26 protein-coding genes and 1 tRNA gene are annotated in these 25,660 nt (G+C 75.9%); 11 read left to right on the top strand and 16 right to left on the bottom strand.

What is annotated here, in order from left to right; all coding sequences use genetic code 11:
* Positions 1-110 precede the first annotated feature (110 nt).
* From WDV86_RS14270 to WDV86_RS14255, 4 genes are all read left to right on the top strand, one after another.
* Entirely contained in the window at positions 111-488 is a 378-nt protein-coding gene (locus tag WDV86_RS14270; RefSeq protein WP_339568299.1) for a hypothetical protein, read from the top strand.
* A gap of 123 nt (positions 489-611) precedes the next feature.
* Positions 612-699: transfer RNA gene (locus WDV86_RS14265), tRNA-Leu, on the top strand.
* Between the two features lie 277 nt (positions 700-976).
* Positions 977-3,835, top strand: coding sequence for a phosphoenolpyruvate carboxylase (gene ppc / locus WDV86_RS14260; RefSeq protein ID WP_339568298.1), 2,859 nt, complete (start codon positions 977-979; stop codon positions 3,833-3,835).
* Between the two features lie 147 nt (positions 3,836-3,982).
* Entirely contained in the window at positions 3,983-4,519 is a 537-nt protein-coding gene (locus WDV86_RS14255; RefSeq protein ID WP_339568297.1) for a YbaK/EbsC family protein, read from the top strand.
* A 101-nt stretch (positions 4,520-4,620) separates the two neighbouring features.
* Here the strand turns inward: WDV86_RS14255 and WDV86_RS14250 are convergent, their stop codons facing one another.
* Genes WDV86_RS14250 through WDV86_RS14240 form a run of 3 tightly spaced genes read right to left on the bottom strand, consistent with a single transcriptional unit; the run spans position 4,621 to position 7,195 of the window.
* Positions 4,621-5,520 (bottom strand): TrmH family RNA methyltransferase, encoded by a 900-nt coding sequence (locus WDV86_RS14250; RefSeq protein ID WP_339568296.1) that lies wholly within the window; start codon positions 5,518-5,520, stop codon positions 4,621-4,623.
* Positions 5,517-6,338 carry a sulfite exporter TauE/SafE family protein gene (locus tag WDV86_RS14245; protein ID WP_339568295.1) on the bottom strand — a complete coding sequence of 274 codons (822 nt, stop codon included), beginning with the start codon at positions 6,336-6,338 and terminating at the stop codon, positions 5,517-5,519. Before WDV86_RS14245 ends, WDV86_RS14250 begins: the two co-directional genes overlap by 4 nt.
* The gene (locus tag WDV86_RS14240) at positions 6,335-7,195 is read right to left on the bottom strand and encodes an ABC transporter ATP-binding protein (protein ID WP_339568294.1); all 861 of its coding nucleotides are present in this window, start codon (positions 7,193-7,195) and stop codon (positions 6,335-6,337) included. The genes WDV86_RS14245 and WDV86_RS14240 overlap by 4 nt, the downstream gene beginning before the upstream one ends.
* 89 nt (positions 7,196-7,284) lie before the next feature.
* Here WDV86_RS14240 and WDV86_RS14235 point away from each other — a divergent pair, with 89 nt between their 5' ends.
* Positions 7,285-8,064, top strand: a complete 780-nt coding sequence (locus tag WDV86_RS14235; RefSeq protein ID WP_339568293.1) for a hypothetical protein — start codon at positions 7,285-7,287, stop codon at positions 8,062-8,064.
* A 30-nt stretch (positions 8,065-8,094) separates the two neighbouring features.
* Here WDV86_RS14235 and glgA read toward each other — a convergent pair whose 3' ends face one another.
* The gene (gene glgA, locus WDV86_RS14230; RefSeq protein WP_445263104.1) at positions 8,095-9,300 is read right to left on the bottom strand and encodes a glycogen synthase; all 1,206 of its coding nucleotides are present in this window, start codon (positions 9,298-9,300) and stop codon (positions 8,095-8,097) included.
* Between the two features lie 288 nt (positions 9,301-9,588).
* Here glgA and glgC point away from each other — a divergent pair, with 288 nt between their 5' ends.
* On the top strand, positions 9,589-10,842 hold the full coding sequence (gene glgC / locus WDV86_RS14225) for a glucose-1-phosphate adenylyltransferase (protein ID WP_339568291.1): 1,254 nt from the start codon (positions 9,589-9,591) through the stop codon (positions 10,840-10,842).
* A gap of 233 nt (positions 10,843-11,075) precedes the next feature.
* The gene (gene serB, locus WDV86_RS14220; protein ID WP_339568290.1) at positions 11,076-11,816 is read left to right on the top strand and encodes a phosphoserine phosphatase SerB; all 741 of its coding nucleotides are present in this window, start codon (positions 11,076-11,078) and stop codon (positions 11,814-11,816) included.
* Positions 11,817-12,067: 251 nt separating this feature from the next.
* Here serB and WDV86_RS14215 read toward each other — a convergent pair whose 3' ends face one another.
* From WDV86_RS14215 to fabG, 3 genes are all read right to left on the bottom strand, one after another.
* On the bottom strand, positions 12,068-12,583 hold the full coding sequence (locus WDV86_RS14215; RefSeq protein WP_339568579.1) for a SixA phosphatase family protein: 516 nt from the start codon (positions 12,581-12,583) through the stop codon (positions 12,068-12,070).
* A 1-nt stretch (position 12,584) separates the two neighbouring features.
* On the bottom strand, positions 12,585-13,346 hold the full coding sequence (gene fabI / locus WDV86_RS14210) for an enoyl-ACP reductase FabI (RefSeq protein WP_339568289.1): 762 nt from the start codon (positions 13,344-13,346) through the stop codon (positions 12,585-12,587).
* Positions 13,347-13,513: 167 nt separating this feature from the next.
* On the bottom strand, positions 13,514-14,224 hold the full coding sequence (fabG, locus tag WDV86_RS14205; RefSeq protein WP_339568288.1) for a 3-oxoacyl-ACP reductase FabG: 711 nt from the start codon (positions 14,222-14,224) through the stop codon (positions 13,514-13,516).
* 350 nt (positions 14,225-14,574) lie between these two features.
* On the opposite strand from fabG, the gene WDV86_RS14200 reads away from it, so the two are divergent.
* The 3 genes from WDV86_RS14200 to WDV86_RS14190 all read left to right on the top strand — a co-directional run bounded on the left by WDV86_RS14200 (position 14,575) and on the right by WDV86_RS14190 (position 16,510).
* Complete coding sequence (locus WDV86_RS14200) at positions 14,575-15,039, top strand: DUF3099 domain-containing protein (protein ID WP_339568287.1); 465 nt, start codon at positions 14,575-14,577, stop codon at positions 15,037-15,039.
* 132 nt (positions 15,040-15,171) lie between these two features.
* Positions 15,172-15,468: a hypothetical protein gene (locus tag WDV86_RS14195; protein ID WP_339568286.1), complete on the top strand. Its 297-nt coding sequence runs from the start codon at positions 15,172-15,174 to the stop codon at positions 15,466-15,468.
* A gap of 4 nt (positions 15,469-15,472) precedes the next feature.
* Positions 15,473-16,510, top strand: a complete 1,038-nt coding sequence (locus WDV86_RS14190; RefSeq protein ID WP_339568285.1) for an SURF1 family cytochrome oxidase biogenesis protein — start codon at positions 15,473-15,475, stop codon at positions 16,508-16,510.
* Between the two features lie 28 nt (positions 16,511-16,538).
* On the opposite strand, the gene WDV86_RS14185 is transcribed toward WDV86_RS14190, so the two are convergent.
* Positions 16,539-17,477 (bottom strand): NADP-dependent oxidoreductase, encoded by a 939-nt coding sequence (locus WDV86_RS14185; RefSeq protein ID WP_339568284.1) that lies wholly within the window; start codon positions 17,475-17,477, stop codon positions 16,539-16,541.
* Between the two features lie 132 nt (positions 17,478-17,609).
* Here WDV86_RS14185 and WDV86_RS14180 point away from each other — a divergent pair, with 132 nt between their 5' ends.
* Entirely contained in the window at positions 17,610-18,044 is a 435-nt protein-coding gene (locus WDV86_RS14180; protein WP_339568283.1) for a winged helix-turn-helix transcriptional regulator, read from the top strand.
* Here WDV86_RS14180 and WDV86_RS14175 read toward each other — a convergent pair.
* The 8 genes from WDV86_RS14175 to sufD all read right to left on the bottom strand — a co-directional run bounded on the left by WDV86_RS14175 (position 17,990) and on the right by sufD (position 25,658).
* Positions 17,990-19,939, bottom strand: a complete 1,950-nt coding sequence (locus WDV86_RS14175; RefSeq protein WP_339568282.1) for an ABC transporter ATP-binding protein — start codon at positions 19,937-19,939, stop codon at positions 17,990-17,992. The genes WDV86_RS14180 and WDV86_RS14175 overlap by 55 nt on opposite strands.
* A 76-nt stretch (positions 19,940-20,015) precedes the next feature.
* On the bottom strand, positions 20,016-20,279 hold the full coding sequence (locus WDV86_RS14170) for a helix-turn-helix domain-containing protein (RefSeq protein WP_339568281.1): 264 nt from the start codon (positions 20,277-20,279) through the stop codon (positions 20,016-20,018).
* 102 nt (positions 20,280-20,381) lie between these two features.
* Positions 20,382-21,983, bottom strand: a complete 1,602-nt coding sequence (locus WDV86_RS14165; protein WP_339568280.1) for an ABC-F family ATP-binding cassette domain-containing protein — start codon at positions 21,981-21,983, stop codon at positions 20,382-20,384.
* Between the two features lie 154 nt (positions 21,984-22,137).
* Positions 22,138-22,785, bottom strand: coding sequence for an acVLRF1 family peptidyl-tRNA hydrolase (locus tag WDV86_RS14160; RefSeq protein ID WP_339568279.1), 648 nt, complete (start codon positions 22,783-22,785; stop codon positions 22,138-22,140).
* A gap of 47 nt (positions 22,786-22,832) precedes the next feature.
* Positions 22,833-23,219: a metal-sulfur cluster assembly factor gene (locus tag WDV86_RS14155; protein ID WP_339568278.1), complete on the bottom strand. Its 387-nt coding sequence runs from the start codon at positions 23,217-23,219 to the stop codon at positions 22,833-22,835.
* Between the two features lie 40 nt (positions 23,220-23,259).
* Entirely contained in the window at positions 23,260-24,021 is a 762-nt protein-coding gene (gene sufC / locus WDV86_RS14150; protein WP_339568277.1) for a Fe-S cluster assembly ATPase SufC, read from the bottom strand.
* A gap of 102 nt (positions 24,022-24,123) precedes the next feature.
* Positions 24,124-24,480, bottom strand: coding sequence for a non-heme iron oxygenase ferredoxin subunit (locus WDV86_RS14145; RefSeq protein ID WP_339568276.1), 357 nt, complete (start codon positions 24,478-24,480; stop codon positions 24,124-24,126).
* A complete protein-coding gene (sufD, locus tag WDV86_RS14140; RefSeq protein WP_445263103.1) occupies positions 24,477-25,658 on the bottom strand; it encodes a Fe-S cluster assembly protein SufD in 1,182 nt (393 codons plus the stop codon). Before sufD ends, WDV86_RS14145 begins: the two co-directional genes overlap by 4 nt.
* Between the last annotated feature and the right edge of the window lie 2 nt (positions 25,659-25,660).

Raw genomic sequence — 25,660 nt, 5'->3', positions numbered from 1 at the left:
CCCGGCGGCACAGGCTGTCGGGGGCCGCCGATACCGTGACGACGTCGCCCGGCCCCTCCGCCGGCGACCCGGGTCCACCCAGTGCCCGGCGAGCCCAGCGAGAGGACGCCATGACCGCCCTGACCCTCCTCGTCGGAGCCCTGCTGTCCACCATGGGCGTCGTCGCCTACGCCGCCACCGGCGCCGAGAGCCTGACGGCGCTCATCCCCTCGGTGGTCGGGGTCCTGCTCGTCGTCGCCGGTCTGCTGGCCCGGAAGGCCTCGCTCCACCGCCACGCCGTCCACGGGGCGCTGGTCGTGGCGCTGCTGGGCCTGCTTGGCTCGCTGATGAACGTCGCGCGGGTGCCCGACGTCGTCGCCGGGACGGCCGAGCGGCCGGCCGCCGTCGTCGTCAGCACGCTCATGGCGGTCGTGCTGCTGGGGTACCTCGTCGCCGGCATCCAGTCCTTCGTGCGGGCGCGCAGGCGGCGGGCGGCGGCGTCCGTCTGAGGCCTCACGACGTCCTCGGCGGGGGCGCTCGCACCGGGTCGCCGGGCGCTCTGGCGTTCAGGGCGAGGCCCCCCGCGTGGTAGTTTTCGACCCGCTCGCGGCGCTGTGCGCCGCACGGCACCTGTCCGGGTGGCGGAATGGCAGACGCGCTAGCTTGAGGTGCTAGTGCCCTTTATCGGGCGTGGGGGTTCAAGTCCCCCTCCGGACACCACGATGACGGCCGCTCCCGCTGGGGGCGGCCGTTCTTCGTCGTCGACCCCCGGAGGTACGCCGGCCGACGTGGTGCGAGCCCCGACCGTGCACGGTCAGGTCTGCGCACCTGCCCCAGTGGCTGAGCCCGGGCCTGCACGACCGACCGGGCCTGCACAGCTCACCGCGCGCACCGCCCCCGTGAGGTGCAGCACACTGGCGCGCGTCACCCGGACCCGGCCGGTCCGGCGCCCGCGGCCACGTCGCGGCGCGTCCCGGCCCCGCCCCCGAGGAGCGCCATGACCACGACCGCACCGTCGGCCGACCCGAACACCTCCCCGCTCGTGGACCCTGCCCCGGCGGGCGTCCTGGCTGGGGCGGCCGGCCCCGCGGGCGACGGCGTCTCCTCCGACGAGGCGCACACCCAGCTGCGGGCCTCGGTGCGGCACCTGGCCGCCCTGCTCGGCGAGGCGCTGGAGCGGCACGAGGGGCCCGAGCTGCTGGAGCTCGTCGAGCGGGTCCGGCACCTGGCGCGGCGTCCGGACGAGGGGGCCGAGCTGAGCCGGGTGCTGGCCGACGTCGACGACCGGACGGCGATCGTCCTGGCCCGCGCCTTCACGGCCTACTTCCAGCTCGCCAACATCACCGAGCAGCTGCACCGCGCCCGCGAGCTCGCGACCCGCCCCGGCGCCGGCCTGGCCCTGACCGTACCGCGCATCGCCGAGGCGCTGGAGCAGGGCGACGTCGACCTGGAGATGGTGCAGGCCGTCGTCGACCGGATGGAGCTGCGGCCGGTCTTCACCGCCCACCCCACCGAGTCCAGCCGCCGCTCGGTCCTGGACCTGCTCTCCCGGACCGCCGCGGCGCTCGACCGCTCCGACGACCCGCGCCGCCGGGCCGCCGACACCGAGGCCGACGAGCGGCGCGTCGTCGAGCTCGTCGACCTGCTGTGGCAGACCGACGAGCTGCGGGTCGGGCGCCCGCAGCCCGCCGACGAGGCCCGCTCGGCGCTGTACTACCTGTCCTCCCTCGCCACGGGGGTGCTGCCGGACCTGCTGGAGGAGCTCGACCACCGCCTCTCCGGGCTCGGCGTCGAGATGCGCGCGCGGGCCAGGCCGCTGCGCTTCGGCAGCTGGGTCGGCGGCGACCGCGACGGCAACCCCAACGTCACGCCCGCCGTCACGCTCGAGGTCCTGGCCCAGCAGCACGAGGCGGGCGTCGCGGTGCTGCTGCGGACGGTCGACGAGCTGGTCGTCCAGCTCGCGTCCTCGACGCAGGTCGTCGGCGTCTCCGACGAGCTCGCCGCGAGCCTGGAGCGCGACCGCGAGGCGCTGCCCGCCGTCTACGACCTGCGCCACCGGCTCAACGCCGAGGAGCCGTACCGACTCAAGCTCAGCTACGTCCGCGAGCGGCTCGTCGCGACCGGACGACGGGTGGCGGGCGGCGGCGAGCACGTCCCGGGGCACGACTACGCCGGCGTCGAGGAGCTGCTGGCGGAGCTGGAGCTCGTGCAGCGGTCGCTGGCCGAGAACGGCTGCGAGCTGGTCGCGGGCGGCGTCGTCGCGCGCGCGCTGCGGACGGTCTCGGCGTCGGGGCTGGGGCTGGCCGTGCTCGACGTCCGTGAGCACTCCGAGCGCCACCACACCGCCCTGGCCGCCCTCGTCGACCGGGCCCGTGCGTCGAAGCGCCCCTACGGCGAGCTGGACCGCGCCGAGCGCAAGGCCCTGCTGTCCGCCGAGCTGGCGGGGGGGCGCCCGCTCGCGAGCGCGGCGACGCTCGACGCGGTCGAGGGCACGGCGGCCGAGGTCGTCGAGCTGTTCCGTGCCGTGCGGACGGCGCTGGACCGCTTCGGCGACGACGCCGTCGAGACCTACATCGTCTCGATGACCAAGGGCGTCGACGACCTGCTCGCCGTCTCGGTGCTCGCCCGCGAGGTCGGGCTCGTGGACCTGCCCGCCGACCCCGACGTCCCGGCGACGGCGCGCCTCGGCTTCGCGCCGCTCTTCGAGACCATCACCGAGCTGGAGGCCGCTGGCCCGCTGCTGCACGAGCTGCTCTCCGACGCCTCCTACCGGCGCCTGGTGGCCGCGCGCGGGGACGTGCAGGAGATCATGCTCGGCTACTCCGACAGCTCCAAGGACGGCGGCATCGCGGCGTCGCGCTGGCAGATCCACCGGGCCCAGCGGGCGCTACGCGACGTCGCCCGCGAGCACGGCGTCCAGCTGCGGCTCTTCCACGGCCGCGGCGGCTCCGTGGGGCGTGGCGGCGGGCCGACGGGCGAGGCGATCCTGGCCCAGCCCTACGGCAGCCTCGACGGCGCGATGAAGGTCACCGAGCAGGGCGAGGTGATCTCCGACAAGTACCTGATGCACGGCCTGGCGGTGCACAACCTCGACGTCGCCCTGTCCGCGGTGCTGGAGGCGTCGGTGCTGCACCGGACGTCGTTGCTCTCCCGCGACGTGCTCGACGTCTGGGACGCGACGATGGACGTCGTCGCCTCCGCCGGGCGCGAGCGGTACCGCGCGCTCGTCGACGACGAGCGGCTCGTGCCCTTCTTCGTGCAGGCGACGCCGGTCGAGGAGCTCGGGCACCTCAACATCGGCTCGCGGCCGGCCCGCCGCCCCGGCGGCCTCGGAGGGCTGGAGGACCTGCGCGCCATCCCGTGGGTGTTCGGGTGGACCCAGACCCGCATCAACGTGCCCGGCTGGTACGGCGTCGGCAGCGGCCTGGCGGCGGCGCGCGAGGCCGGCCGCGGCGACGCGCTGCGCGAGATGTTCGCGACCTGGCCGTTCTTCCGCAGCTTCCTCGGCAACGTGCAGATGACGCTGGCCAAGACCGACCTGTCCATCGCCCAGCGCTACGTCGAGAACCTCTGCGACCCCGAGCAGGTCGCCCTGCTCGAGGACATGCGCGCGGAGCTGGAGCGCACGCGGGAGGAGGTGCTCGCCGTCACCGGGCAGTCCGAGCTGCTGGAGGGCGCGCAGGTGCTGCGCCGCACGCTGGACCTGCGCGACCGCTACCTGGCGCCCCTGCACGCCCTGCAGGTCGAGCTGCTGCAGCGCTCCCGGGCGCAGGGCGACGACGTCGACCCGGCGGTCCGCCGGGCCCTGCTCCTGACCATCAACGGCATCGCCGCGGGCATGCGCAACACCGGCTGACCCGCGCCCGTCCCCGCCCTTCCCGGACTTCGTAGCCCTTCTCCGTCGTCAGGGGCCCCGGGGGCGAACTTCGTAGCCTGTCTCCGTCGTGAGCCCTCCCCACGGCGGACTTCGTCGCTCTTCTCCGACACCTGGGGTACCGACACCATGACGACGCTCGACTGGACGCCGGCGCTCACGCGCCCGGACCTGCTCGCCGCCCCCGTCCTCGCCGCGCTGCAGGCGATGGGTGAGGACGCCGACCGGGTGCTCGTCGCCGAGATCGACCCCGACGTCGCCGACACCGCCGCGCTCGTGGCGGCCTCCGACGTCACGCTGGCCGAGTCCGCCAACTGCGTGCTCGTGGCGGGCCGGCGGGACGGCGAGCAGCGGGTGGCGGCGGCGCTCGTGCGCGGCAGCGACCGCGCGGACGTCAACGGCCTGGTCAAGCGCACGCTCGACGTGCGCAAGGCGTCGTTCCTGCCGCGCGAGGACGCCGTCGCGGCCTCCGGCATGGAGTTCGGCGGCATCACCCCGCTCGGGCTGCCGGCCGGGTGGCGGCTGCTGGTGGACGGCGCCGTCGCGGCGCTCCCCCGCGCCGTCATCGGCAGCGGCGTCCGGCGCTCGAAGCTCGCCCTGCCCGGTGAGGTGCTCGCCCGCCTGCCCGGCGCCGTCGTCCTCGCCGACCTCGGTCGCCCCGCCTGACGCTCCGCCCGGAGAAGGGCTACGAAGTCCGCCCAGAGGGCTCCTGGAGGCGGAGAAAGGCTACGAAGTCCGCCCAAAGGGCCCCTGGAGGCGGAGAAAGGCTACGAAGTCCGGTCGGGGCGTGCGGGGGCGCGCAAGGCCCAGAAGGCGACGGCGGACGCCGCGGCGACGTTGAGGGAGTCGACGCCCCCGGCCATCGGGATGCGCACGACGACGTCGCTCGCGGCCACCGCGGCGCGGGACAGGCCGTCGCCCTCGGTGCCGAGCAGCAGCGCGAGGCGCTCGGGCGGGTCGGCGGCCAGCTCGTCCAGGCCCACGGCGTCGTCGGCCAGCGCGAGCGCCGCCACGGTGAAGCCCCGCTCGCGCAGGAGGTCTAGCCCGCCGGGCCAGGGGTCGAGCCGGGTCCACGGCACCTGGAAGACCGTGCCCATGGACACGCGCACGGCCCGCCGGTAGAGCGGGTCGGCGCACCGCGGCGCGGCCAGGACGGCGTCGACGCCGAGCGCGGCGGCCGAGCGGAAGACCGCGCCGACGTTCGTGTGGTCGACGACGTCCTCCAGCACCGCGACCCGCCGGGCGCCCGCCAGGACCTCCTCCAGCGCCGGCAGCACCGGCCGCGCCATCGCCGCCAGCGCCCCGCGGTGCAGGTGGAAGCCGGTGATCTCGCGCAGCAGCGGCTCGGGCGCCACGAGCACCGGGACGTCGCCGTCGCGCGCCCACCGGGCGCTGTGGCGACCCAGCAGCGGCAGCACGTCGGGCAGCCACCGCGGCGCCAGCAGCAGCGAGCGCGGCCGGTGGCCCGCCTCCAGGGCCCGAGCGAGCACCGTGCTCGACTCGGCCATGTACAGGCCCTCGGCCGGCTCCTTGCGCCGACGCAGCGCGACGTCGGTGAGGCCCGTGTAGTCGCCCAGGCGCGGGTCGCCGGCGTCCTCGACCGCCGTGAGCACGACCCCGGGCGGGACGTCGAGTCCTTCGGGCGGCGTCAGCGCCTGCTCGCTCATCCCGCGAGCAGCGCCACGAGCGCGACCACGCCCAGCACGACGATGGTCGCGCGCAGCACCACGGCGGGCAGCCGCCGGCCGAGGTAGGACCCCAGGAGCCCGCCCAGCAGCGACCCGACGGCGATGACGAGCACCGCCGCCCACACGATCCGGTCGAACCCGATGACGACGTACATCGTCGCGGCGACGACGTTGACCACGAGCGTGAGCAGGTTCTTCAGCGCGTTGAGCCGCTGGATCGGCTCGACGAGCAGCGCCCCATGCGCGCCGACCAGCAGGATGCCCTGCGCCGCCGTGAAGTAGCCGCCGTAGACGCCGACGAGCAGCGTGACGATCAGCAGCAGCACCTGCCCGCGGCGGTCGGGACGGCGCGCCTCGCCCGGCGGCAGCGCCGCGTCCAGCCGCTGCATCCGCCGCCGCGTGCGGGCCTGCAGCCGCGGCTGCAGCACGACGAGCACGATGGCCAGGACGACGAGTCCCGGCACCACCGTCTCGAAGGCGCTCGCGGGCAGGCTCAGCAGCAGCAGCGAGCCCGCGACGGCGCCGACCACCGACGCCGGCACGAGCAGGGCGACCCGCCGGCCCTGCCCGCGCAGCTCGCGCCGGTACCCCCACGTCCCGGAGATGCCACCGGCGACGAGCCCGACGGCGTTGGACATCGTCGCCGACACCGGGGGGACGCCCAGGGCCACGAGCGTCGGGAAGGTGACGAGCGTCCCCGAGCCGACGACGGCGTTGATCGAGCCCGCCCAGACGGCGGCGAAGGACAGTAGCAGCAGCTGCCACCCGGTGAGGTCGCCGAGGACGGCCTCGCTCACGCGGCGGCCGCGCGAGCGCTCCAGCGGTTCCCGGTGCGCTCGACCCGCAGCGCCAGCCCGAAGGTCTCCCCCAGCGCCGGGGCGGTGAGCACCTCCTCGACCGGCCCCTGCCCGACCACGCGACCGGCGCGCAGCAGCAGCGCGTGCGTGACGCCCGGCGGCACCTCCTCGACGTGGTGGGTGACGAGGACGAGCGCCGGGGCCAGCGGGTCGGCCGCCAGCGCCCCCAGGCGGCGCACGAGGTCCTCGCGGCCGCCGAGGTCCAGCCCCGCCGCCGGCTCGTCGAGCAGCACGAGCTCGGGGTCGGCCATGAGGGCGCGGGCGATCTGCACCCGCTTGCGCTCACCCTCGCTGAGCGTCCCGTAGGCCCGCGGGCCGAGGCCGTCGACGCCGAGCTGGCGGAGCAGCGCCTGCGCGCGGTCGTGGTCGGGGCCCTCGTAGGCCTCGCGCCAGCGCCCGACCATCCCGTACGAGGCCGTCAGGACGACGTCGACGACCCGCTCGTGCGCCGGGACCCGCTCGGCGAGGGCGGCGCTGGCCAGGCCGATGCGGGGCCGCAGCTCGAAGACGTCGGTCAGCCCGAGCTCCTCCTCCAGCACCTCCGCGCGTCCCCGCGTCGGGTGCACCCGGCCCGCGGCCACCTGCAGCAGCGTCGTCTTACCGGCGCCGTTGGGGCCGAGGACGACCCACCGCTCGTCGGCCCCGACGGCCCAGGAGACGTCGTCGAGCAGCGTCTGGCCGCCCCGCACGACGGTGACGCCGTCGAGGTCGAGGACGGGCACCTCGGGGGTGCCCTTGGCCGTCGGGACGCCGGACGCCGTCCCCGCGCGGACCGTGCCGGTGCTGCCCTGGCTCATGGCAGGCGACCCTAGCGGCGCCGCCCCGACCGCTCATGACGCCAGCGGCTCGCGGGCGGCACGCGGGCGCCGGCTCGTAGCCTTCTCCCGTGATCGACCTGCCACGCTCTGCGCGCCTGGCCGCCTGGGGGACCGCGGCGTGCCGCGGCGAGGTGCCCGTGCCGGCGGCCGTCCGGGCCGTCCAGCGCGACGACGAGCCGCACGAGACCGGCGGCGACGCCCCGGCCACCGACCTCGGCGAGCTGCTGGAGGGCTGGCGCGCCGCCGGTCACCGCGGGCTGCGCCTGGTGCTGCCCGTGCCGGGTGACGTCAGCGGGCTGCCCGGGCCGGCGTCCTTCAACGTCGAGGCGCTCGACGTCGGCGAGGCGGTCCTGACCGACGACGCCGACAAGGCCGGCCGCCGCTGGGGGGCGTGGCCGGACGTCACGGAGTTCGGCTCGGCGCTCGAGCCCGGCGCGATGGTCACGTGGCGCACCGAGCTCGTGCAGCGCCCGGCCGCTCCCCCGTCCACGACGCTGGCCGACGCCGAGCGCCAGCTGGAGCGGGCCCTGTCCACGGCGCTGGACGCCCTGCACCGCCTCGACGTCGCCCGCTGGCGCGAGGACGCCGCCGAGCGCATCGCCCGGGTCCGCGACGGCGCCCTCCCCCGCGACGCCATGCCGGCGTCCGCACCGCCGCGGGCGCAGCGCGTGCTCGGCACCGCGGTGCGGCTGCGCGGCATCGTCGCGCTGGCGTCCGAGGACGACGGCGCCGTCGTCACCGGGTGGGAGGCCGCCGGGCGCACCGAGGCTCTGCGGGGCGTCGAGACGGTGGCGCGGCTCGCCGTCGTCGCCGCCGTCAACGCGGCGCTGGAGCCGGTGCGGCGCTGAGCCCCGGGCCGCGCCGCCGCCGGGCGTGGCTCAGCCGGCGACCCGCGACAGCGCCGCCCGGTAGACCTCCATCGTCCGCTCGCCGATGGCGGTCCAGGAGAACTCTTCGACGGCGCGCTGCCGGCCGGCGGCGCCGCGTCGGCGGGCCTCTGCGACGTCAGCGGTCGCCTCGGTGAGGGTGCGGGCCAGGTCGGCGGCGAAGGCCTCAGGGTCGGTCGGCGCCCCCGTGCCGTCCTGCACCTGGTCGATGGGCACGAGCCAGCCGGTGCGCCCGTCGTCGACGACCTCGGGGATGCCGCCCGTCGCCGTCCCGACGACGGCGGTCCCGCAGGCCATCGCCTCGAGGTTGACGATGCCGAGCGGCTCGTACACCGACGGGCACACGAAGACGGTCGCGGCCGAGAGCACCTGGCAGAGCTCGGCGCGCGGCAGCATCCGGGAGATGACGAGGACGCCGGAGCGGCGGGCCTGCAGCTCGGCGACGAGCCCGTCGACCTCCGCGGCGATCTCGGGGGTGTCCGGCGCACCCGCGCACAGCACGACCTGGACCTCCGGCGGCAGGTCGCGCGCGGCACGCAGCAGGTGCGGCAGGCCCTTCTGCCGGGTGACGCGCCCGACGAAGACGACGCTCGGCCGGTCGGGGTCCACCCCGAGGGAGCGCACGTGCTCGCGCGCCTGCGGGGAGTCGTCGCGCTGCCAGTCGGTGGAGTCGATGCCGTTGTGCACCACGTGCACCCGCTCGGGGTCGACGCCCGGGTAGCACCGCAGGATGTCGGCGCGCATGCCGGCGCTGACGGCGACGACGGCGTCCGCGGTCGTCATCGCCTGCTCCTCGGCCCACGAGGACAGGGCGTAGCCGCCGCCGAGCTGCTCGGCCTTCCACGGCCGCAGCGGCTCCAGGCTGTGCGCCGAGACGACGTGGGGCACGCCGTGGAGCTTGCCGGCCAGGACGCCGGCGAGATTGGCGTACCAGGTGTGGCTGTGGACGAGGTCGGTGCCCTCGGTCGCCGCGACCATGCCGAGGTCGACGCCGATGGTGCGCAGCGCCGCGTTGGCCCCGGCGAGCGTCTCCGGCTCAGGGTGCGCCGTGACGCCGTCCTCCTGGCGCGGCGCGCCGAAGCACTGCACCCGCACGTCGGCCAGGGAGCGCAGCGCGCGGGCCAGCTCGGCGACGTGGACGCCCGCGCCGCCGTAGACCTCCGGCGGGTACTCGCGGGTCAGGAGGTCGACGCGCAGCCGGTCGCCGTCGGCCGGTCCAGCCGCGGGTCCGGTCGCCGCTCCGGTGGGAGACCCCGTGGTGGGGCTGACGGCCGGGCCAGGGGCGGGCCCGGCCCCGGGCCCCGTGCCTGGGAGCGCGGCGGTGGACTGGGCGTCGGCGACCATGGCCGGACCGTAGCGGTCCCCGCCGCTCGCGCGAGCCGAGCGGCCCGCGGGCCGTCCGCGAGCCGGGGACGTCGCCGCGCGCCGCGAGGTCGAGGCGTCGCTCCCGTGCCGACAGCGCGCTACGGGCCTAGGGTCCGGCGCATGCACAACCCGCGCGTGCTCGCCATCGTCCTCGCCGGCGGCGAGGGGAAGCGGCTGATGCCGCTGACCGCCGACCGTGCCAAGCCGGCGGTCCCCTTCGGCGGGACCTACCGGCTCATCGACTTCGCCCTCTCGAACGTGGCGAACTCGCGCTACCTGCAGATGGTCGTCCTGACCCAGTACAAGTCCCACAGCCTCGACAAGCACATCTCCATGACGTGGCGGATGTCGACGATGCTCGGCAACTACGTCACCCCCGTCCCCGCGCAGCAGCGGCTGGGCAAGAACTGGTACCTCGGCAGCGCCGACGCGATCTACCAGAGCCTCAACCTCGTCGACGACGCCCGTCCCGACATCGTCGTCGTGGTCGGCGCCGACCACGTGTACCGCATGGACTTCTCCCAGATGGTGCAGGCGCACGTCGACTCGGGCGCCGGCTGCACCGTCGCGGCGATCCGCCAGCCCGTCGCGATGGCCGACCAGTTCGGCGTCATGGAGGTCGGCGAGGGCGAGGACGTGGCGACGACGCCGCGGATCACCGCCTTCCGCGAGAAGCCCAGCGACCCGGCGACCATCCCCGGCTCCCCGGGGGAGATCCTCGCCTCGATGGGCAACTACGTCTTCGACGCCGACGCGCTCGTCGAGGCCGTGACGCGTGATGCTGGCACCGAGGGGTCCAAGCACGACATGGGCGGCGACATCGTCCCCGACTTCGTGTCCCGGGGAGCCGCGGCGGTCTACGACTACGCCCGCAACGACGTGCCCGGCTCGACGCCGCGCGACCGGGGCTACTGGCGCGACGTCGGGACGATCGACTCCTACTACGACGCGCACATGGACCTCACGTCCGCGCTGCCCGTCTTCAACCTCTACAACGACCGCTGGCCGATCCTGTCCCAGCAGCGGCCGCTGCCCCCCGCCAAGCTCGTCCACGACGCCGACCGCCGGGCCGGCACCGCCGTCGACTCGATCCTCGCGCCGGGCGTCGTCGTCTCGGGGGCGTCGGTCGAGGGCTCGGTGCTGTCCTCCGGGGTGTGGACGAGCTCGGGCAGCACCATCAGCGACTCGGTGCTCCTCGACGGGGTCAAGGTGGGGCGCCACGCCGCCGTGCGGCGGGCGATCCTCGACAAGAACGTCGTCGTCCCCGAGGGCGCGCGGATCGGCTACGACGCCGACCACGACCGCGCCCGCGGGTTCGTCGTGACCGACTCGGGCCTCACCGTCGTCGGCAAGAACGCCGTGGTCCAGCCCTGAGGGGCGCCGCGTCGGCGGAGGGCCGCCACTTCGGCGCGCGGGTCCTCGTCCTCGGTGACGCCGGACGCCCGTCCGCCGTCGACCGGACGGTCGAGCAGCTGCGCGGTCGTCTGTCGCCGGCTCAGGCGTCGGTCGACGCGGGCGACGGCGCGACGCTGGCCGTCGGCGAGCTGCTCCTGCCGACGGACGACGTCCACGCCGAGGAGGAGCTCGTCGCCCGCCTGCGCCGGGACGTGCGCGCCGTCCGGCGCGAGGGCGGGGGCGCGGACGTCCGCCCCGGGACGGTCGGCGACGACGGTGGGGGGGCGGTCGACGTCGCCGTCGTCCCGGCGAGCGCGTCAGGTCTGCCCCGGCTCGTCGTCCTCGACGTCGACTCGACGCTCATCACCGGTGAGGTCGTCGAGATGCTCGCGGCGCGGGCCGGCGTCGAGGCGGAGGTCGCGCGGGTCACCGACGCCGCGATGCGCGGGGAGGTGGACTTCGCCGAGAGCCTGCACCGCCGTGTCGCGCTGCTGGCCGGGCTGCCCGTCACGGTGCTGGCCGGGGTGCTGGCCGACGTCGTGCCCACCCGCGGGGCGCAGGTGATGGCCCGGAGGCTGGCGGGCGCCGGCGTGCCCGTCGGCGTCGTGTCCGGCGGCTTCGCCGAGGTCGTCGAGCCGTTGGCGGCCTCCCTCGGCGTCCCGCACACCCGCGCCAACCGGCTCGAGGTCGCGGCGGGCCGGCTCACGGGGCGGGTCGAGGGCGACGTCGTCGACGCCGCCGCCAAGGAGTCCTTCCTGCGGCGTCTGGCCGCCGACCACGGGGTGCCGCTGGAGGCGGCGGTGGCGGTGGGCGACGGCGCCAACGACCTGGCGATGGTCCGGGCAGCCGGGACGGGCGTCGCCTTCTGCGCGAGGCCCGTGCTGGTGGAGGCCGCAGACGTCGTGCTGCGACGTCGCGACCTCTCGGCGCTCGTCCCCCTCGTCGGCGTCTGACCCTGACACCCCGGGGCTGGCCCCTTCCCCGATGTGTGACCTCGTCGCGGACGCGTGGCGGCCCCTTCCCCGCGGCGTGTGACCTCGCCGGCGTCGTCGCCCGACAAGGTCACACGTCGCGGAGGGAGGCCACCGCGTCTGTCCCGACAAGGTCACATCGCGGCAAGGGGCCGCGGCGAGGAGCGCGCAGAGGGTCCTGGAGCAGGGACGTCGACGGGTCGGGCACCAGCGGGACCGCCGGGTCGCGTCGGTCAGGTCGTCTCGTCGGGCCTGACGACGTCGACGAGCTGGGCGGCGGCCGGCGACAACTCGGCGAGGTCGCCGTCCCACTGCAGGACGGCCGCCTCCGCCGTCCCGAGGCCGCTGAGGACCTCCGCGCGGAGCCGCTGCGCCTCCGGGGCCGCCGAGGGGCCCGCCAGCGCGATGGCCAGGCCTGAGGCACCCGGCTCGTGGCAGACGAGCACCGTGACGCCCGCGTCGGCGCCGCGGTTCTCCAGGACGGCGGCGAGGCGGGAAGGACTGGCCTCGTACACGTCGGGGTCGACCTCGACGGGCCAGTCGTCCCCGCCGACGACCAGCTCCGTGGTCCGCCGGGTGCGCGCCGCGTCGGAGGTGACGACGACGTCGGGCACGAGCCCGCGGCGGCGCAGCGCCTCGCCGAGGGCGCGGGCCTGCTCCTCGCCGGTCGGGGTCAGCACGCGGGCGTGGTCGGGACCCGCCCCGGCGGCGACCGCCTGGGCGTGGCGGAGGACGACGAGAGTGGCCAGGTCAGCTCCCCATCGCGTGGACGCCGCCGTCGACGTGGACGATCTCGCCCGTCGTCGCGGGGAACCAGTCCGACAGCAGCGCCACGCAGGCGCGAGCCGCGGGCCCGGTGTCGGTGAGGTCCCAGCCGAGGGGCGCGCGCTCGGGCCAGCTGTTCTCGAAGGCCTCGAACCCGGGGATGGACTTCGCGGCCATCGTCCGCAGCGGACCGGCCGAGACGAGGTTGCAGCGGATGCCCTCCGGCCCGAGGTCACGGGCGAGGTAGCGCGAGACGGACTCGAACGCCGCCTTGGCCACGCCCATCCAGTCGTAGACCGGCCAGGCGAAGCTCGCGTCGAAGGTCAGCCCCACGATGCTGCCGCCCCCGGAGAGCAGCGGCCGGGTCGCCACGGCGAGCGACTTCAGGCTGTAGGAGGAGATCTGCAGCGCCGTCGCGACGTCGTCCCACCCGGCCCCCATGAAGTCGAAGGCGTCCTTCGGGGCGAAGCCGATGGAGTGCAGGACGCCGTCGAGACCGTCGACGTGCTCGCGCACGCGCCCCTCGAGGGCGTCCAGGTCCTCCTGCTTGCTGACGTCGAGCTCGATGACCGGCGCCGTCTCCGGCAGCCGCCGTGCGATGGCCTGCGTGATCCGCATCTGCCGCCCGAAGGAGGTCAGGACGACGCTGGCCCCCTCGCGCTGGGCGGTCTCCGCCACGCGGAAGGCGATGGAGGCGTCCGTGAGGACCCCCGTGATGAGCAGCCGCTTGCCGTCCAGGATCCCCATGGCGGGTGGTCCGTCCTCTCGTGGTGCCGGTGGTCGCCCTCAGTCAGGGTGCGCCGTCAGTCAGGGTGCGCCCACAGCCAGGGTGCCGTCAGTCAGGGTGCGCCGTCAGTCGTGGTCGCCGTACGTGGTGGTGCGCCGTCGGTGGTCGTGGGTCGTGGAGGCCGCGGTCAGTGCCCCATGCCGAGGCCGCCGTCGACGGGGACGACGGCGCCGCTGACGTAGGCCGCCTCGGGCGAGGCGAGGAACAGGCAGACGCCGGCGACCTCTTCCGGCCGGGCGAGCCGGCCCGCCGGGATGGCCGCCAGGTGCCCGGCGCGGACCTGCTCGGGCAGGGCTGCGGTCATGTCCGTCTCGACGAAGCCGGGGGCGACGACGTTGGCGGTGACGCCGCGCCCGCCGAGCTCGCGGGTCAACGAGCGGGCCATGCCGACGAGGCCGGACTTGCTCGCCGCGTAGTTCACCTGGCCCGGCGAGCCGTACATGCCGACGACGCTGGAGACCAGGACGACGCGCCCGCGCCGCAGCCGCACGAAGCCCTTCGTCGCCCGCTGGACGCACCGGAAGGCGCCGGTGAGGTTCGTGTCGAGGACGTCGGTGAAGTCCTGCTCGCTCATCCGCATCACCAGTCCGTCCTTGGTGATGCCGGCGTTCGCGACGAGCACCTCCACGGGGCCGTGCGCCGCCTCGACCTCGGTGAAAGCGGCGTCGACCGACGCCGTGTCCCGGACGTCGCAGGCCACGCCCAGCGCGCCGTCGGGTGCCTCCCCGGTGCGGGTGGTGACGGCGACCCTGTCTCCCGCGGCGAGGAAGGCCTGCGCGACGGCGCGACCGATGCCGCGGTTGCCCCCGGTGACCAGGACGCTGCGGGGCTCGGGCACGGGAGGGTCCTCCGGACGTCGGCCGCGAGCAGGGCGCGGCAGTGGCTGGTGCGGGAGCAGTGGCGGGGCGGCGCCTCGGTGGCTGGCGCCTCGGTGGTCGGTTCTTCCTGGGTCTGGCGGCGGCCTGCTCGGCACGGGCGCCGACGCCGGCGTCCTGCACGACCGACCCGCCGTCGCGGCGCGGAGGCTACCCGAGCGCCCGTGGGGCGTGACGTTCTGCGCCCACGGCGGCGCGTCGCCCTGCTGCGGCTTGCCAGAGGCGGGCGGGCTCCTGCGGCGCGCTCCCGCAGCCCCCGCCCACGTCCCCTCCCCGCCCGCGCCTGCTCGCGCGCGCGACGTACCGTAGAGACGTGGCCAGCACCAGCGCCGACGGCGCCCGCAGCACGGGGACCTCCTCCCCCCGCCAGCGAGGCTCCGCGTCCTCCTCCGGCGGACGCCGTCAGCACGAGGAGGTCCAGCGGATCACGACGGCGCCCGTCGGCCAGCGGCAGCACCAGCAGCAGCGCATCGGCCGCTACATGGTCTCGATGGGCATCCGGACGGCGTGCTTCGTCCTCGCGCTCGTCGTCGCGAGCTTCTCCATCTGGGCGATGTGGGTGTGCCTCGTGCTGGCGATCGTGCTGCCCTACTTCGCCGTCCTCGCGGCCAACGCCGGCCGGGAGACGGTGCGGGCCACGACGACGCAGGTCACGCCCGTCGCCCAGCCGGCCCTGGCTGCCCCGACGTCCGAGGAGCCGCTGGTCGGCGAGGTGCGCGAGCCCGGCGCGCCGTCGCAGGCGCGCCAGGACGGCGAGCCCTGGCGCGGGGCCGCCTGAGCCGAGGTCGGGAGGGGCCGCGACGGCTCCGCGACCCCCGACCCACGACCCACAGGAGTGCCGTGCGTCCCGGGAGGGACCCGCGACGCAGCCCGCCACGTGCTCGCGCGTCGCGGGGTGGACACTGGGGCGGTGGAGGAGGACCGCAGCGGCGCACGGCCGGCGCCACCGGCCGACCACGACCAGAGCGGCCAGCGCGGCCAGGAGCAGGGGGCCGACCAGGCCCCGCTCGTCTGCAGCGCTCGCGGCTGCCGCGCAGCGCCGGCGTGGGGCCTGCGCTGGAACAACCCGCGCCTGCACACCCCCGAGCGCCGCAAGACCTGGCTCGCCTGCGACGAGCACCGCGAGCGTCTGTCCACCCACCTCGACGTGCGCGGCTTCCTGCGTGACGTCGTCCCGGCGGCGGGGCTGACCGGCGGACGGTCCTGAGCGCGTGCGCTTCCTCCTGACCCGCAGCTGGCTCACGGGCCTGGCCGCCGCCGTGGCGTTCGCCCTCGTCTGCGTCGGCCTCGGCCTGTGGCAGTGGGACCGTCGCCTGGCCCGCCTGGAGGCCAACCAGCTCGTCGTCGAGAACTACACGCAGGCGCCGGTCCCCGCCGGCGAGCTCGTGCCGCCGCCCGGGACCGCCTTCCGCGCCGACGACGAGTGGCGGCCCGTCGAGCTGACCGGCGCGTACCTCACCGGGGCGACGACGCTGCTGCGCCAGCGGCCGCTGGAGGGCACCAACGGCTTCCACGTCCTCGTGCCCTTCCTGCTCGACGAGCCGCTCGCAGGTGGCGAGGCGGCCGTGCTGGTCGACCGCGGCTTCCTTCCCGCCGGCGACGAGGCCGGCTCCGTGGACGTGCCCCCTCCCCCGACCGGTGAGGTCACGCTCGTCGTCCACCTGCGCCCGGGCGAGGACGCCTTCGGGCAGGCACCGGCGTGCCAGACGAGGACGGTCGCCCTCACCGCCATCGCCGCGAGCGGCTGCGTCGCCCCGGTCCTCGCCGCCGCCGACGCGTCGCTCGTCGACGCCGCCTACGGCGAGCTGGTCAGCGAGCAGCCGACCACCTCACCCGCCCCGACGCTCCTGCCGCCGCCGCCCGTCGACCCGGGCCCGCACCTGTCCTACGCGTTCCAGTGGTGGATCTTCGCCCTCGGCGGCTTCGTCGGCTACGGCGTCGTGGCCCGCCGGCACGCCGCCGACCTGCGCGCCGAGCGCGAGGAGGCAGCGGCCGGCGGCCCGCCACCCCCCTCCCCCGACGACGCGAGCACCTCGACGGGGCCCGTGCGGGTGCGGACGCCGACCGGCGCCCGGGCCGTGCGCCCGCGCACCCACCTGCGCCCCACGCGGCGCCGGCCGACCGCCGAGGAGGAGGAGGACGCCCTCCTCGACGCCGCCCAGCACGAGACGACCGTCGTCGAGGTGCCTCACCACGAGATGCCTCACCACGACCAGACGCGGCACGGGAGGACGGCGGTCGACCGGTAGGCCGCGCGGGCCTGCCGCTCCGGTCGCGTCAGGGCAGGAGGACGACCCGCCCGCGCGACCCGCCCCGCTCGAGCCGGCGGTGCGACTCGGCGGCCTCGGCGAGCGGCAGGGTGGCCGCGACCCGGGCGGGCACCTCGCCCGCCGCGGTCCGGGCGAGGACCTGCCGCAGCACGGCGACGTCCGGGCTCACCATGACGGCCGTGGTCGTGGTGGCGCGCACCGGCTCGGGCACCGCCGGCGGGAGGACGCCGACGTAGGCGCCGCCGTCGACGACGACGTCGAGCGCCGGGTCGCCGAGGGCGGCGGCGTCCAGCACCGCGTCGTAGGTCGGCGCCGACGGGAGGCTCGCCGCGGGCTCTGCGCCCAGCCCGCCGACGAAGGCCGCGTCGCCCGCGCGGGCCAGGCCGGTGACGTCGAAGCCCCGCTCGGCCGCGAGCTGCGCCGCGTACGCCCCGACGGCGCCGACCGCACCCGTCACGAGCAGGCGCCGGCCGGCGGCCGGGCCGAGCAGGTCGAGCGCCTGGCTCGCCGTCGTCGCGTTGAGCGGGACCGTCGCCGCGGCGACCGCGTCCAGCCCGGCCGGACGCTCGGCGACCGCCCCGACGTCGAGCAGCACATGCTCGGCGTAGGCCCCGACGGGCTTGTCGACGCCCGCGTGCAGCCCGGCGACGGGTGTCCCGACCCGCAGCGAGGGGGTGCCCGACGCGCCGGTCCCGTCGAGGTCTCCGCCGACGCCTGCGCCGAGCTCCTCGACGACGCCGGCGACGTCCCACCCGAGGCCGACGGTGGGCCTGGTCACCCACCCCACCTCGTGGGCCTGGCCGCTGCGGGTGAACAGGTCGACGGGGTTGACCGCCGCCGCCTCGACCCGGACGAGGACCTGGCCCGGGCCGGGGCGCAGGTCGGGCACGTCGGCCAGCTGCAGGACCTCAGGTCCTCCGGGGGTGGTGACGACGACGGCGCGCACGGGTCCTCCTGGGAGCTCGGTGGTGGAGCGGTCGTCGACCACCGTGCCCGCGCTACTCTCCGATGGGTAGCAGGCACCTGCGAGTGCCCCGGTACCCCGCAGGTGCCCAGGAGCTCGCCGAGGGGAGATCCCATGCCCACGACCACGGCCGCCCAGCGCCGCCAGCAGGCGAAGGTCGCCTACGACGCCTACCTCGCGACGTGCCCGAGCCGGCAGCTGCTGGCGACCCTCTCGGACAAGTGGGTCGTCCTCCTCCTCAAGGCCCTCTCCGACGGCCCGGCTCGCTACTCGGGGCTGCGTCGCACCGTCGCCGGGGTCAGCCCGAAGATGCTCACCCAGACCCTGCGCGGGCTGGAGCGCGACGGCCTGGTCACCCGGGCGGTCGTCCCCACCACGCCGGTCGCCGTCACCTACGAGCTCACCGACCTCGGCGCTTCGCTCCTCTCCGTCGTGGCCGCACTCAAGTCCTGGGCCGAGGACAACATCACGCAGGTCCACGAGGCCCGGGAGCGCTACGACGCGAGGCCACCTGCCGCCGCGACGTCGCCGGGGGCGCCCCGCAGCTGAGTGCGGTGCAGCTCCTCGTACCGCCCGCCGCGCGCCAGCAGCTCCTCGTGCGTGCCGCGCTCGACCACCCGCCCCGCCTCGACGACGGCGATCTCGTCGGCGTCCCGGACCGTCGAGAGCCGGTGCGCGATGACCAGGCTCGTGCGCCCCTCGAGCGCCGTCTCCAGCGCCTTCTGCACGAGCGCCTCCGAGGCGGAGTCCAGGTGCGCCGTCGCCTCGTCGAGCACGACGACGTCCGGCGCCTTGAGCAGCAGCCGGGCCAGCGCCACGCGCTGCTTCTCCCCGCCGGACAGGCGGTGCCCGCGGTCGCCGACCACGGTGTCGAGCCCCTCGGGCAGCTCGCGGACGACCTCGGCCGCCTGCGCCGCCCCCAGGGCGTCCCACAGCTCGGCCTCGGTCGCCGACGGCCGGGCGTAGCGGAGGTTGGCGCGCACGGTGTCGTGGAAGAGGTGGGCGTCCTGGGTGACGACGCCGACCCGGTCGTGCACCGACCCCAGGCGGGCCGCCCGCAGGTCCACCCCGCCGACCCGGACGGCCCCCTCCTGCGGGTCGTGCAGCCGCGCGACGAGCGCCGTGATCGTCGTCTTGCCGGCGCCGCTCGGCCCGACGAGCGCGAGCATCCGCCCCGGCGGCACGTGCAGGTCCACCCCGCTCAGCGCCGGGCCGTCGGGCGGGCCGGGCCCGGCGGCGGCCGCGGCGCCGGCGTCGGGCTCCTCCAGCAGGTCCGACAGCGACCCGGGCGCCGCGCCGTCCAGCGACGTCAGCCCGTCGGCGGCGCGCGGGTAGGCGAAGGTGACGTCGTCCAGCCGGACGTCGAGCGGTCCGGGCGGCAGGTCGACGGCGTCGTCGGCCTCGGTGAGCGGCGAGCGCAGGTCGAGCACCTCGAAGACCCGCTCGAAGCTCACCAGGGCGCTCATGACGTCGACGCGCACGTTGGCCAGGCTCGTGATGGGCCCGTACACCCGCGCCATGATCGCGGCGAGGGCGACGACGTCACCGACGCCCAGCTGCCCGCCCAGGGCCAGCAGTCCACCGACGCCGTAGACGAGCGCGGTGGCGAGCGCCGTCACGGTCGTCAGGGCCGTGAAGAAGACCCGGTTGGACATGGCGATGGAGACGCCGATCCCGCGCACCCGGTCGGCGCGCTCACGGAACTGAGCGTCCTCCTCGGCGGGCCGGCCGAAGAGGGTGACGAGCAGCGCGCCGGAGACGTTGAAGCGCTCCGTCATCCGGTTGCCCATGTCGGCGTTGAGCTCCATCGACCGGCGGGTCAGGCCCGAGAGCCGCTTGCCGACCCGGCGTGCCGGGACCCAGAAGAGCGGCAGCAGCACCGCCACCCCGAGCAGGAGCACGGGCGCCTGGCTGAGGACCACGGCGCCGGCGAGGACGAGCAGGACGGCGTTGGAGACGACCTGCTGCAGCGTCGAGGTGAAGGCCTGCTGCGCGCCGTTGACGTCGCTGTTCAGGCGGGTGACGAGGGCGCCGGTCTGCGCGCGGGTGAAGAAGGAGATCGGCTGGCGCTGCACGTGCGCGAAGACGGCGGTCCGCAGGTCGTAGATGAGGCCCTCGCCGATGCGCGAGGAGTACCAGCGCTGCGCCAGGGTGATGGCGCCCTCGACGAGCGCGAGGGCGCCGACGACGCCCGCGAGGGCCAGGACGAGCCCGCGGTCCTGGTCGGTGACCGCGTTGACGATGGCGCCGAGCAGCAGCGGCGTCGCGATCGCCGCGGCCGAGCTGAGCACGACGAGCGCCAGGAAGGCGGCCAGCTGGCGGCGGTAGGGCCGGGCGAGCCCGCCGATCCGCCGCCAGGTGTCAGACCTGCGGCCCTGCGTGGTGACCGAGCGGTCGCGCGTGAAGCCCCGCAGCGTCTGCCAGGAGGTGTAGCCGTGGCTCATCGCCCGGTGCCGTCGGTCTGCCCCCGGGTCGCGACGTCACCGGCCGGGGCCGCCGGGACGAGGTCGCGCGGAGGTCTCAGGACGCCGCGGCCCGGCGGGTGCTGCCCCCGCGCCCGCGCAGCTCGACGTCGCTCTCGGACAGCAGCCGGTGCACGAAGCCGTAGGAGAGCCCCTCCTCGGCGGCGATCTGCCGGATGCTCGCGCCACCGGTGTACCGCGGCGCCACCCTCTCGACGAGCGCCGAACGCTCCTGCTCGGTGAGCCGACGACCCGGACGTCGCCGTCCTGGTGCCTCGGCGTCGCCCGTCCCCCGGTCCTGCTCGTCGGTCGTGCTGGCCACGGCTGTCCTCCTCGGCGTCCCCCGCGGTCTCCCCGCTGTCTGCCCTGAGCAGATCATCGCCCCACGGCGAGGTTCGCGCGTCCTGACCCTCGACCGGTCGCGCTACGCCAGCTGCACCAGCTCGGCGTACGAGGGGTTCCACAGGTCCTCGGTGCCGTCGGGCAGGACGACGACGCGCTCGGGCTCCAGCGCCTCGACGGCGCCCTCGTCGTGGGTGACGAGGACCACGGCGCCGGCGTAGCGACGCAGCGCCGAGAGCACCTCCTCGCGCGAGGCCGGGTCGAGGTTGTTCGTCGGCTCGTCGAGCAGCAGCACGTTGGCGGCCGAGACGACGAGCGTCGCGAGCGCGAGGCGCGTCTTCTCACCGCCGGAGAGCACCGAGACGGGCTTGCCCGCGTCGTCGCCGGAGAAGAGGAACGAGCCCAGCACGTTGCGCACCTCGGTGTCGCCCAGGTCCGGTGCCGCCGAGCGCATGTTCTCCAACACGGTGCGGCCGGGGTCGAGCGTCTCGTGCTCCTGGGCGTAGTAGCCCAGCCGCAGCCCGTGGCCGGGGACGACCCGGCCGTCGCCGTCGCTCGGCTCCAGGCCCGCGAGCATCCGCAGCAGCGTCGTCTTGCCGGCCCCGTTGAGCCCCAGGACGACGACGCGGCTGCCCCGGTCGACGGCGAGGTCGACACCGGTGAAGACCTCCAGCGAGCCGTAGCTCTTCGACAGGTCCTCCGCCGTCACCGGGGTCCTCCCGCAGGCGGCCGGCTCGGGGAAGCGCAGCTTGGCGACCTTGTCCTGCGCCCGCACGGCCTCGAGCCCCTCCACGAGCCGCTCGGCACGCTTGGCCATGTTCTGCGCCGCGACCGCCTTGGTCGCCTTCGCCCGCATCTTGTCGGCCTGGGCGTTGAGCGTCGCCGCCTTCTTCTCGGCGTTGGCGCGCTCGCGCTGCCGGCGCTTCTCGTCCGTCGCCCGCGCGGCCAGGTAGGCCTTCCAGCCGACGTTGTAGACGTCGACGACGGAGCGGTTGGCGTCGAGGTGGAAGACCTTCGTGACGACGTCCTCCAGCAGCTCGACGTCGTGGCTGATGACGACGAGCCCGCCCGAGTGCCGGGCCAGGTGGTCGCGCAGCCAGCTGATCGAGTCCGCGTCCAGGTGGTTGGTCGGCTCGTCGAGCAGCAGCGTCTCGGCGCCGGAGAAGAGAACGCGCGCCAGCTCGACGCGCCGGCGCTGCCCGCCCGAGAGCGTCTTGAGCGGCTGGTCGAGCACCCGCGGGGGCAGCGCCAGGTTGGCTGCGATGGCGGCCGCCTCGCTCTCGGCGGTGTAGCCGCCCTGGGCCGTGAAGTCGGCGTCCAGGCGCGCCCACCGGTTCATCGCCTTCTCGCGGACGGCGTCGTCCTCGCTGGCCATGCCGATCTCGGCGGTGCGCAGACCCGCGACGATCCGGTCGAGCCCGCGGACGGCGAGGATCCGGTCGCGGGCCAGCACCTCCGGGTCCCCGACGCGCGGGTCCTGCGGCAGGTAGCCGACGGGCGCGTTGCGGCTGATCGAGCCGCCGGCCGGCTGGGTCTCCCCCGCGAGCGCCCTCGTCAGCGTCGTCTTGCCGGCGCCGTTGCGGCCGACGAGGCCCACCCGGTCCCCCGGGCCGACGCGGAAGGTGGCGCCGCCGAGCAGGAGGCGGGCGCCGGCGCGCAGCTCGACGTCGGAGGCAGTGATCACGGGGGCAGGCCTTCCAGGTGGTGCGCCGCCGCCGCTCGGGCGGCCGGCGGTGGCGGGTCAAGGGTACGGACGTACGGGGCCGAGACATGCGGGGCCGGGACGTGCGGGGCCGGGACGTGCGGGGCTGGGACGTGCGGGGCTGGCCTCGCCGCGCTCAGCCGCGCGGCGGGTCCTGCACCCGGACGTGGAGGCCGCCGACGTCGCGGGCGAGGTCGTCGAGCACCCGGCGGCGCGGGTCGGCCGTCAGCGCGAGGTCCTGGCGGACCAGGTTCGCGGCGCCCGCCACGGACGCCGGCAGGGCGGCGAGCGCCGCGGCGCACAGCTCGCGGTCCCCGCCGACGGCCAGCAGGTCGGCGCGGCCGGTGTGCGGTGCCCAGACGGTCGCGGCGCTCGCGGCGGCGTCCCGGACCAGGCCCGCGGCCTGCCCGGCCCGTCGCCGGGCGAAACGCTGCTGGCTCCAGCCGCCCGCGGCCGTCCGGGCCTGCACACGCGCCACCCGGACCCGTGCGTCGAGCACCTGGCTCCCGTCGCGGTCGACGGCGACCACCCCCGCGACCGCCCCACCCCGCCGCAGCAGCAGCACGAGCGCCACCCGCGGGAGCAGCAGCCGGTCGAGCACGTCCTCGGCCTGCAACGGCGAGCCCGCCGGAGCTCCCCCGGCCAGGTCACGACCGGGGCAGCGCCAGAAGGCCTGCGTGCCGTCGGGCGCGGCCAGGTGCACCGCTCCGCCGGCTCCCGCGACGACGGTGACCCCGCCGTGGGAGGCCGCGAAGCGCTGCAGCCAGCCGGGGACCCGCCCCACCGGGACCAGGGCGTCCCGGGTGAGCGCGTCCCGGTGGCCGCGCCTGCTCAGATGTTGAAGCCGAGCGCCCGCAGCTGCTCGCGACCGTCGTCGGTGATCTTCTCCGGGCCCCACGGCGGCATCCAGACCCAGTTGATGCTGTGCCCGGCGACGACGTCGGCGAGCGCCGCGGCGGTCTGGTCCTCGATGACGTCGGTCAGCGGGCACGCCGCCGAGGTCAGCGTCATGTCGACGACGGCGTGGTTGGCCTCGTCGACGGACAGGCCGTAGACGAGGCCGAGGTCGACGATGTTGACGCCCAGCTCGGGGTCGACGACGTCCCGCAGCGCCTCCTCGACCTCGACGACCTGCGCCGGGGTCGGACCGGTCGCCGCGCCCGAGGGCGCGGTGGGGGCGGCGTCGTCGGTGGACGTCGAGGTCGGGCTCGTGCTCATGCTCACTCCCGGGGCAGGTGCGGAGGGGGGCGGGGCCGGCTCAGGCGGGGACGGCCGCGACGAAGCGGTCGTAGCCGTTCTCCTCGAGCTCCTCGGCCAGCTCGGGACCGCCGGTCTCGGCGACGCGTCCGGCGACGAAGACGTGGACGACGTCGGGGCGCACGTACTTGAGGATGCGCGTGTAGTGCGTGATGAGCAGCACGCCCACCTCGCCGCTCTCGCGCACGGTGTTGACGCCCTCGGACACGATCTTCAGCGCGTCGACGTCGAGCCCGGAGTCCGTCTCGTCGAGGACGGCGAACTTCGGCGCGAGCAGCTGCATCTGCAGGATCTCGTGGCGCTTCTTCTCCCCGCCGGAGAAGCCCTCGTTGACGTTCCGCTCGGCGAAGGACGGGTCCATCTTCAGGTCGGCCATGGCCGTGCGGACGTCCTTGACCCAGTGCCGCAGCGCGGGCGCCTCCCCGTCCAGCGCCGTCTTGGCGGTGCGCAGGAAGTTCGAGACGGTGACGCCGGGGACCTCGACGGGGTACTGCATGGCGAGGAAGAGCCCCGCGCGGGCGCGCTCGTCCACGCTCATGGCGAGGACGTCCTCGCCGTCGAGGGTGACGGTGCCGCCGGTCACGGTGTACTTCGGGTGCCCCGCGATGGAGTAGGCCAGGGTCGACTTGCCCGAGCCGTTGGGGCCCATGATGGCGTGGGTCTGGCCGGAGTCGACCGTCAGGTCGACGCCGCGGAGGATCTCCGTGGGCTCGCCGTCGGTGTCGACGCTCACGTGCAGGTCGCGGATCTCGAGGGTGGCCATGGCGCTCAGCTCTCCTTGGACGGGCGCCGGCGCAGCGCCCAGGTCTTGTCGGTCGGGTCGGTCAGGTCTGGTCTGGTCTGGCAGGTGTCGCGGGACGTCGCGTCAGGCCGCGACGTCCTGGCGGACGTCGACGTCGACGAGGACGTCGTCGCCGTCGACCTCCAGCCGGTAGACCGGCAGGGGTCGGGTCGCCGGCAGGCCCGAGGGCTTGCCGGTCCGCAGGTCGAAGCGCGAGCCGTGCAGCCAGCACTCGACCGCGCAGCCCTCGACGGCGTCGTCCTCGCCGTCGGACAGCAGCACGGCCTGGTGGCTGCACTCGTCGGCGACGGCGTGGTACCCGCCGTCCTCGTCGCGCACGACGACGACCGGGAGCAGGGTGCCGTCGGCGCCGGCGACGTCCAGGGCCCGCAGCGAGCCGGGCTCCAGCTCGCCCGCGCCGAGGACGCGGACGAGGCTCATGGGGCGCCGACCAGCGCGGGCCCGGCGGCGGCGTCGGCCACCGCGGCGCTGCCGGTGACGGGGCCGACCGACAGGTCCAGCTCGGCCTCGATGGCCGTCATCACGCGCTCGGTCACCGACGGCACGCCGATGCGCGCGACGACGTCGGCGAAGAAGCCCCGCACCACCAGGCGCCGGGCCACCTCCTCGGGGATGCCGCGCGAGCGCAGGTAGAACAGCTGCTCGTCGTCGAAGCGGCCCGTGGCGCTGGCGTGGCCGGCGCCCTCGATGTCCCCGGTCTCGATCTCCAGGTTGGGCACCGAGTCGGCGCGTGCGCCGTCGGTGAGCACGAGGTTGCGGTTGAGCTCGTAGGTGTCCGTGCCCTCCGCCGCGGCGCGGATGAGGACGTCGCCGATCCACACCGTCCGCGCCGTCTCCCCCTGCAGGGCGCCCTTGTAGCGGACGTCGCTGGAGCAGCGGGGCTGGGCGTGGTCGACGAAGGAGCGGTGCTCCAGGTGCTGGCCGGAGTCGGCGAAGTACACGCCGAGCATCTCGGCCTGGCCGCCCGGGCCGTCGTAGCGAGAGGTCGCGGACAGCCGCACGACCGAGCCGCCGAGCGTCACCGCGATGTGGCGGTAGCGCGCGTCCCGGCCGAGGCGGGCCTCCTGCTGGGAGACGTGGACGGCGTCGTCGTCCCACAGCTGCAGGCTGACGACCGTGAGGTCGGCGCCGTCCCCGACGACGACCTCGACCGCGTCGGCGTGCGTCCCGCCGCCGGTGTGCTCGACGACGACCACGCCGCGGGCGTGCCGCTCGGCCTCGACGACCAGGTGCCCGGCGCCGCGACGCCCGGCGTGGCCGACGACCGACACGTGCACGGGCTCGTCCAGCTCGACCTCGCGGGGGACCCGCACGTGCGTGGCCTCGGTGGCGGCGACGTCGGCCAGCGCGGCGGCGCGGTCCTCGGGCACGAGCGCGGCGCCTCGCGGCCTCTCGCCGCGGGCCAGCGTGCCGACGGTGACGGCCTCCGGGGCCTGCACGACGACGTCACGGGCGCCCTCGTCGACCTCGGCGTCCGCCAGCAGCCCGCCGAGGCGGTCCAGCGGCGTGAAGCGCCAGACCTCCTCCCGCCCCGTCGGCACCGGGAAGTCGGCGGGGTCGAAGGAGCGGGGGCGCTCGCCGCGCGTGGCCTCCAGCACGG

It is taken from the genome of Pseudokineococcus sp. 1T1Z-3 (genome assembly GCF_037482365.1).
Taxonomy (GTDB): domain Bacteria; phylum Actinomycetota; class Actinomycetes; order Actinomycetales; family Quadrisphaeraceae; genus Pseudokineococcus.
The sequence above is the reverse complement of the archived record's forward strand: the minus strand, read 5'-3'. Positions and strand labels throughout refer to the sequence as shown.

Coding starts and splice junctions, on each gene's coding strand:
- WDV86_RS14270 (WP_339568299.1), top strand. CDS start 111: ATGACCGCCCTGACCCTCCTCGTCGGAGCCCTGCTGTCCACCATGGGC.
- ppc (WP_339568298.1), top strand. CDS start 977: ATGACCACGACCGCACCGTCGGCCGACCCGAACACCTCCCCGCTCGTG.
- WDV86_RS14255 (WP_339568297.1), top strand. CDS start 3,983: ATGACGACGCTCGACTGGACGCCGGCGCTCACGCGCCCGGACCTGCTC.
- WDV86_RS14250 (WP_339568296.1), bottom strand. CDS start 5,520: ATGAGCGAGCAGGCGCTGACGCCGCCCGAAGGACTCGACGTCCCGCCC.
- WDV86_RS14240 (WP_339568294.1), bottom strand. CDS start 7,195: ATGAGCCAGGGCAGCACCGGCACGGTCCGCGCGGGGACGGCGTCCGGC.
- glgC (WP_339568291.1), top strand. CDS start 9,589: ATGCACAACCCGCGCGTGCTCGCCATCGTCCTCGCCGGCGGCGAGGGG.
- fabI (WP_339568289.1), bottom strand. CDS start 13,346: ATGGGGATCCTGGACGGCAAGCGGCTGCTCATCACGGGGGTCCTCACG.
- WDV86_RS14180 (WP_339568283.1), top strand. CDS start 17,610: ATGCCCACGACCACGGCCGCCCAGCGCCGCCAGCAGGCGAAGGTCGCC.
- WDV86_RS14175 (WP_339568282.1), bottom strand. CDS start 19,939: ATGAGCCACGGCTACACCTCCTGGCAGACGCTGCGGGGCTTCACGCGC.
- WDV86_RS14155 (WP_339568278.1), bottom strand. CDS start 23,219: ATGAGCACGAGCCCGACCTCGACGTCCACCGACGACGCCGCCCCCACC.
- sufC (WP_339568277.1), bottom strand. CDS start 24,021: ATGGCCACCCTCGAGATCCGCGACCTGCACGTGAGCGTCGACACCGAC.
- WDV86_RS14145 (WP_339568276.1), bottom strand. CDS start 24,480: ATGAGCCTCGTCCGCGTCCTCGGCGCGGGCGAGCTGGAGCCCGGCTCG.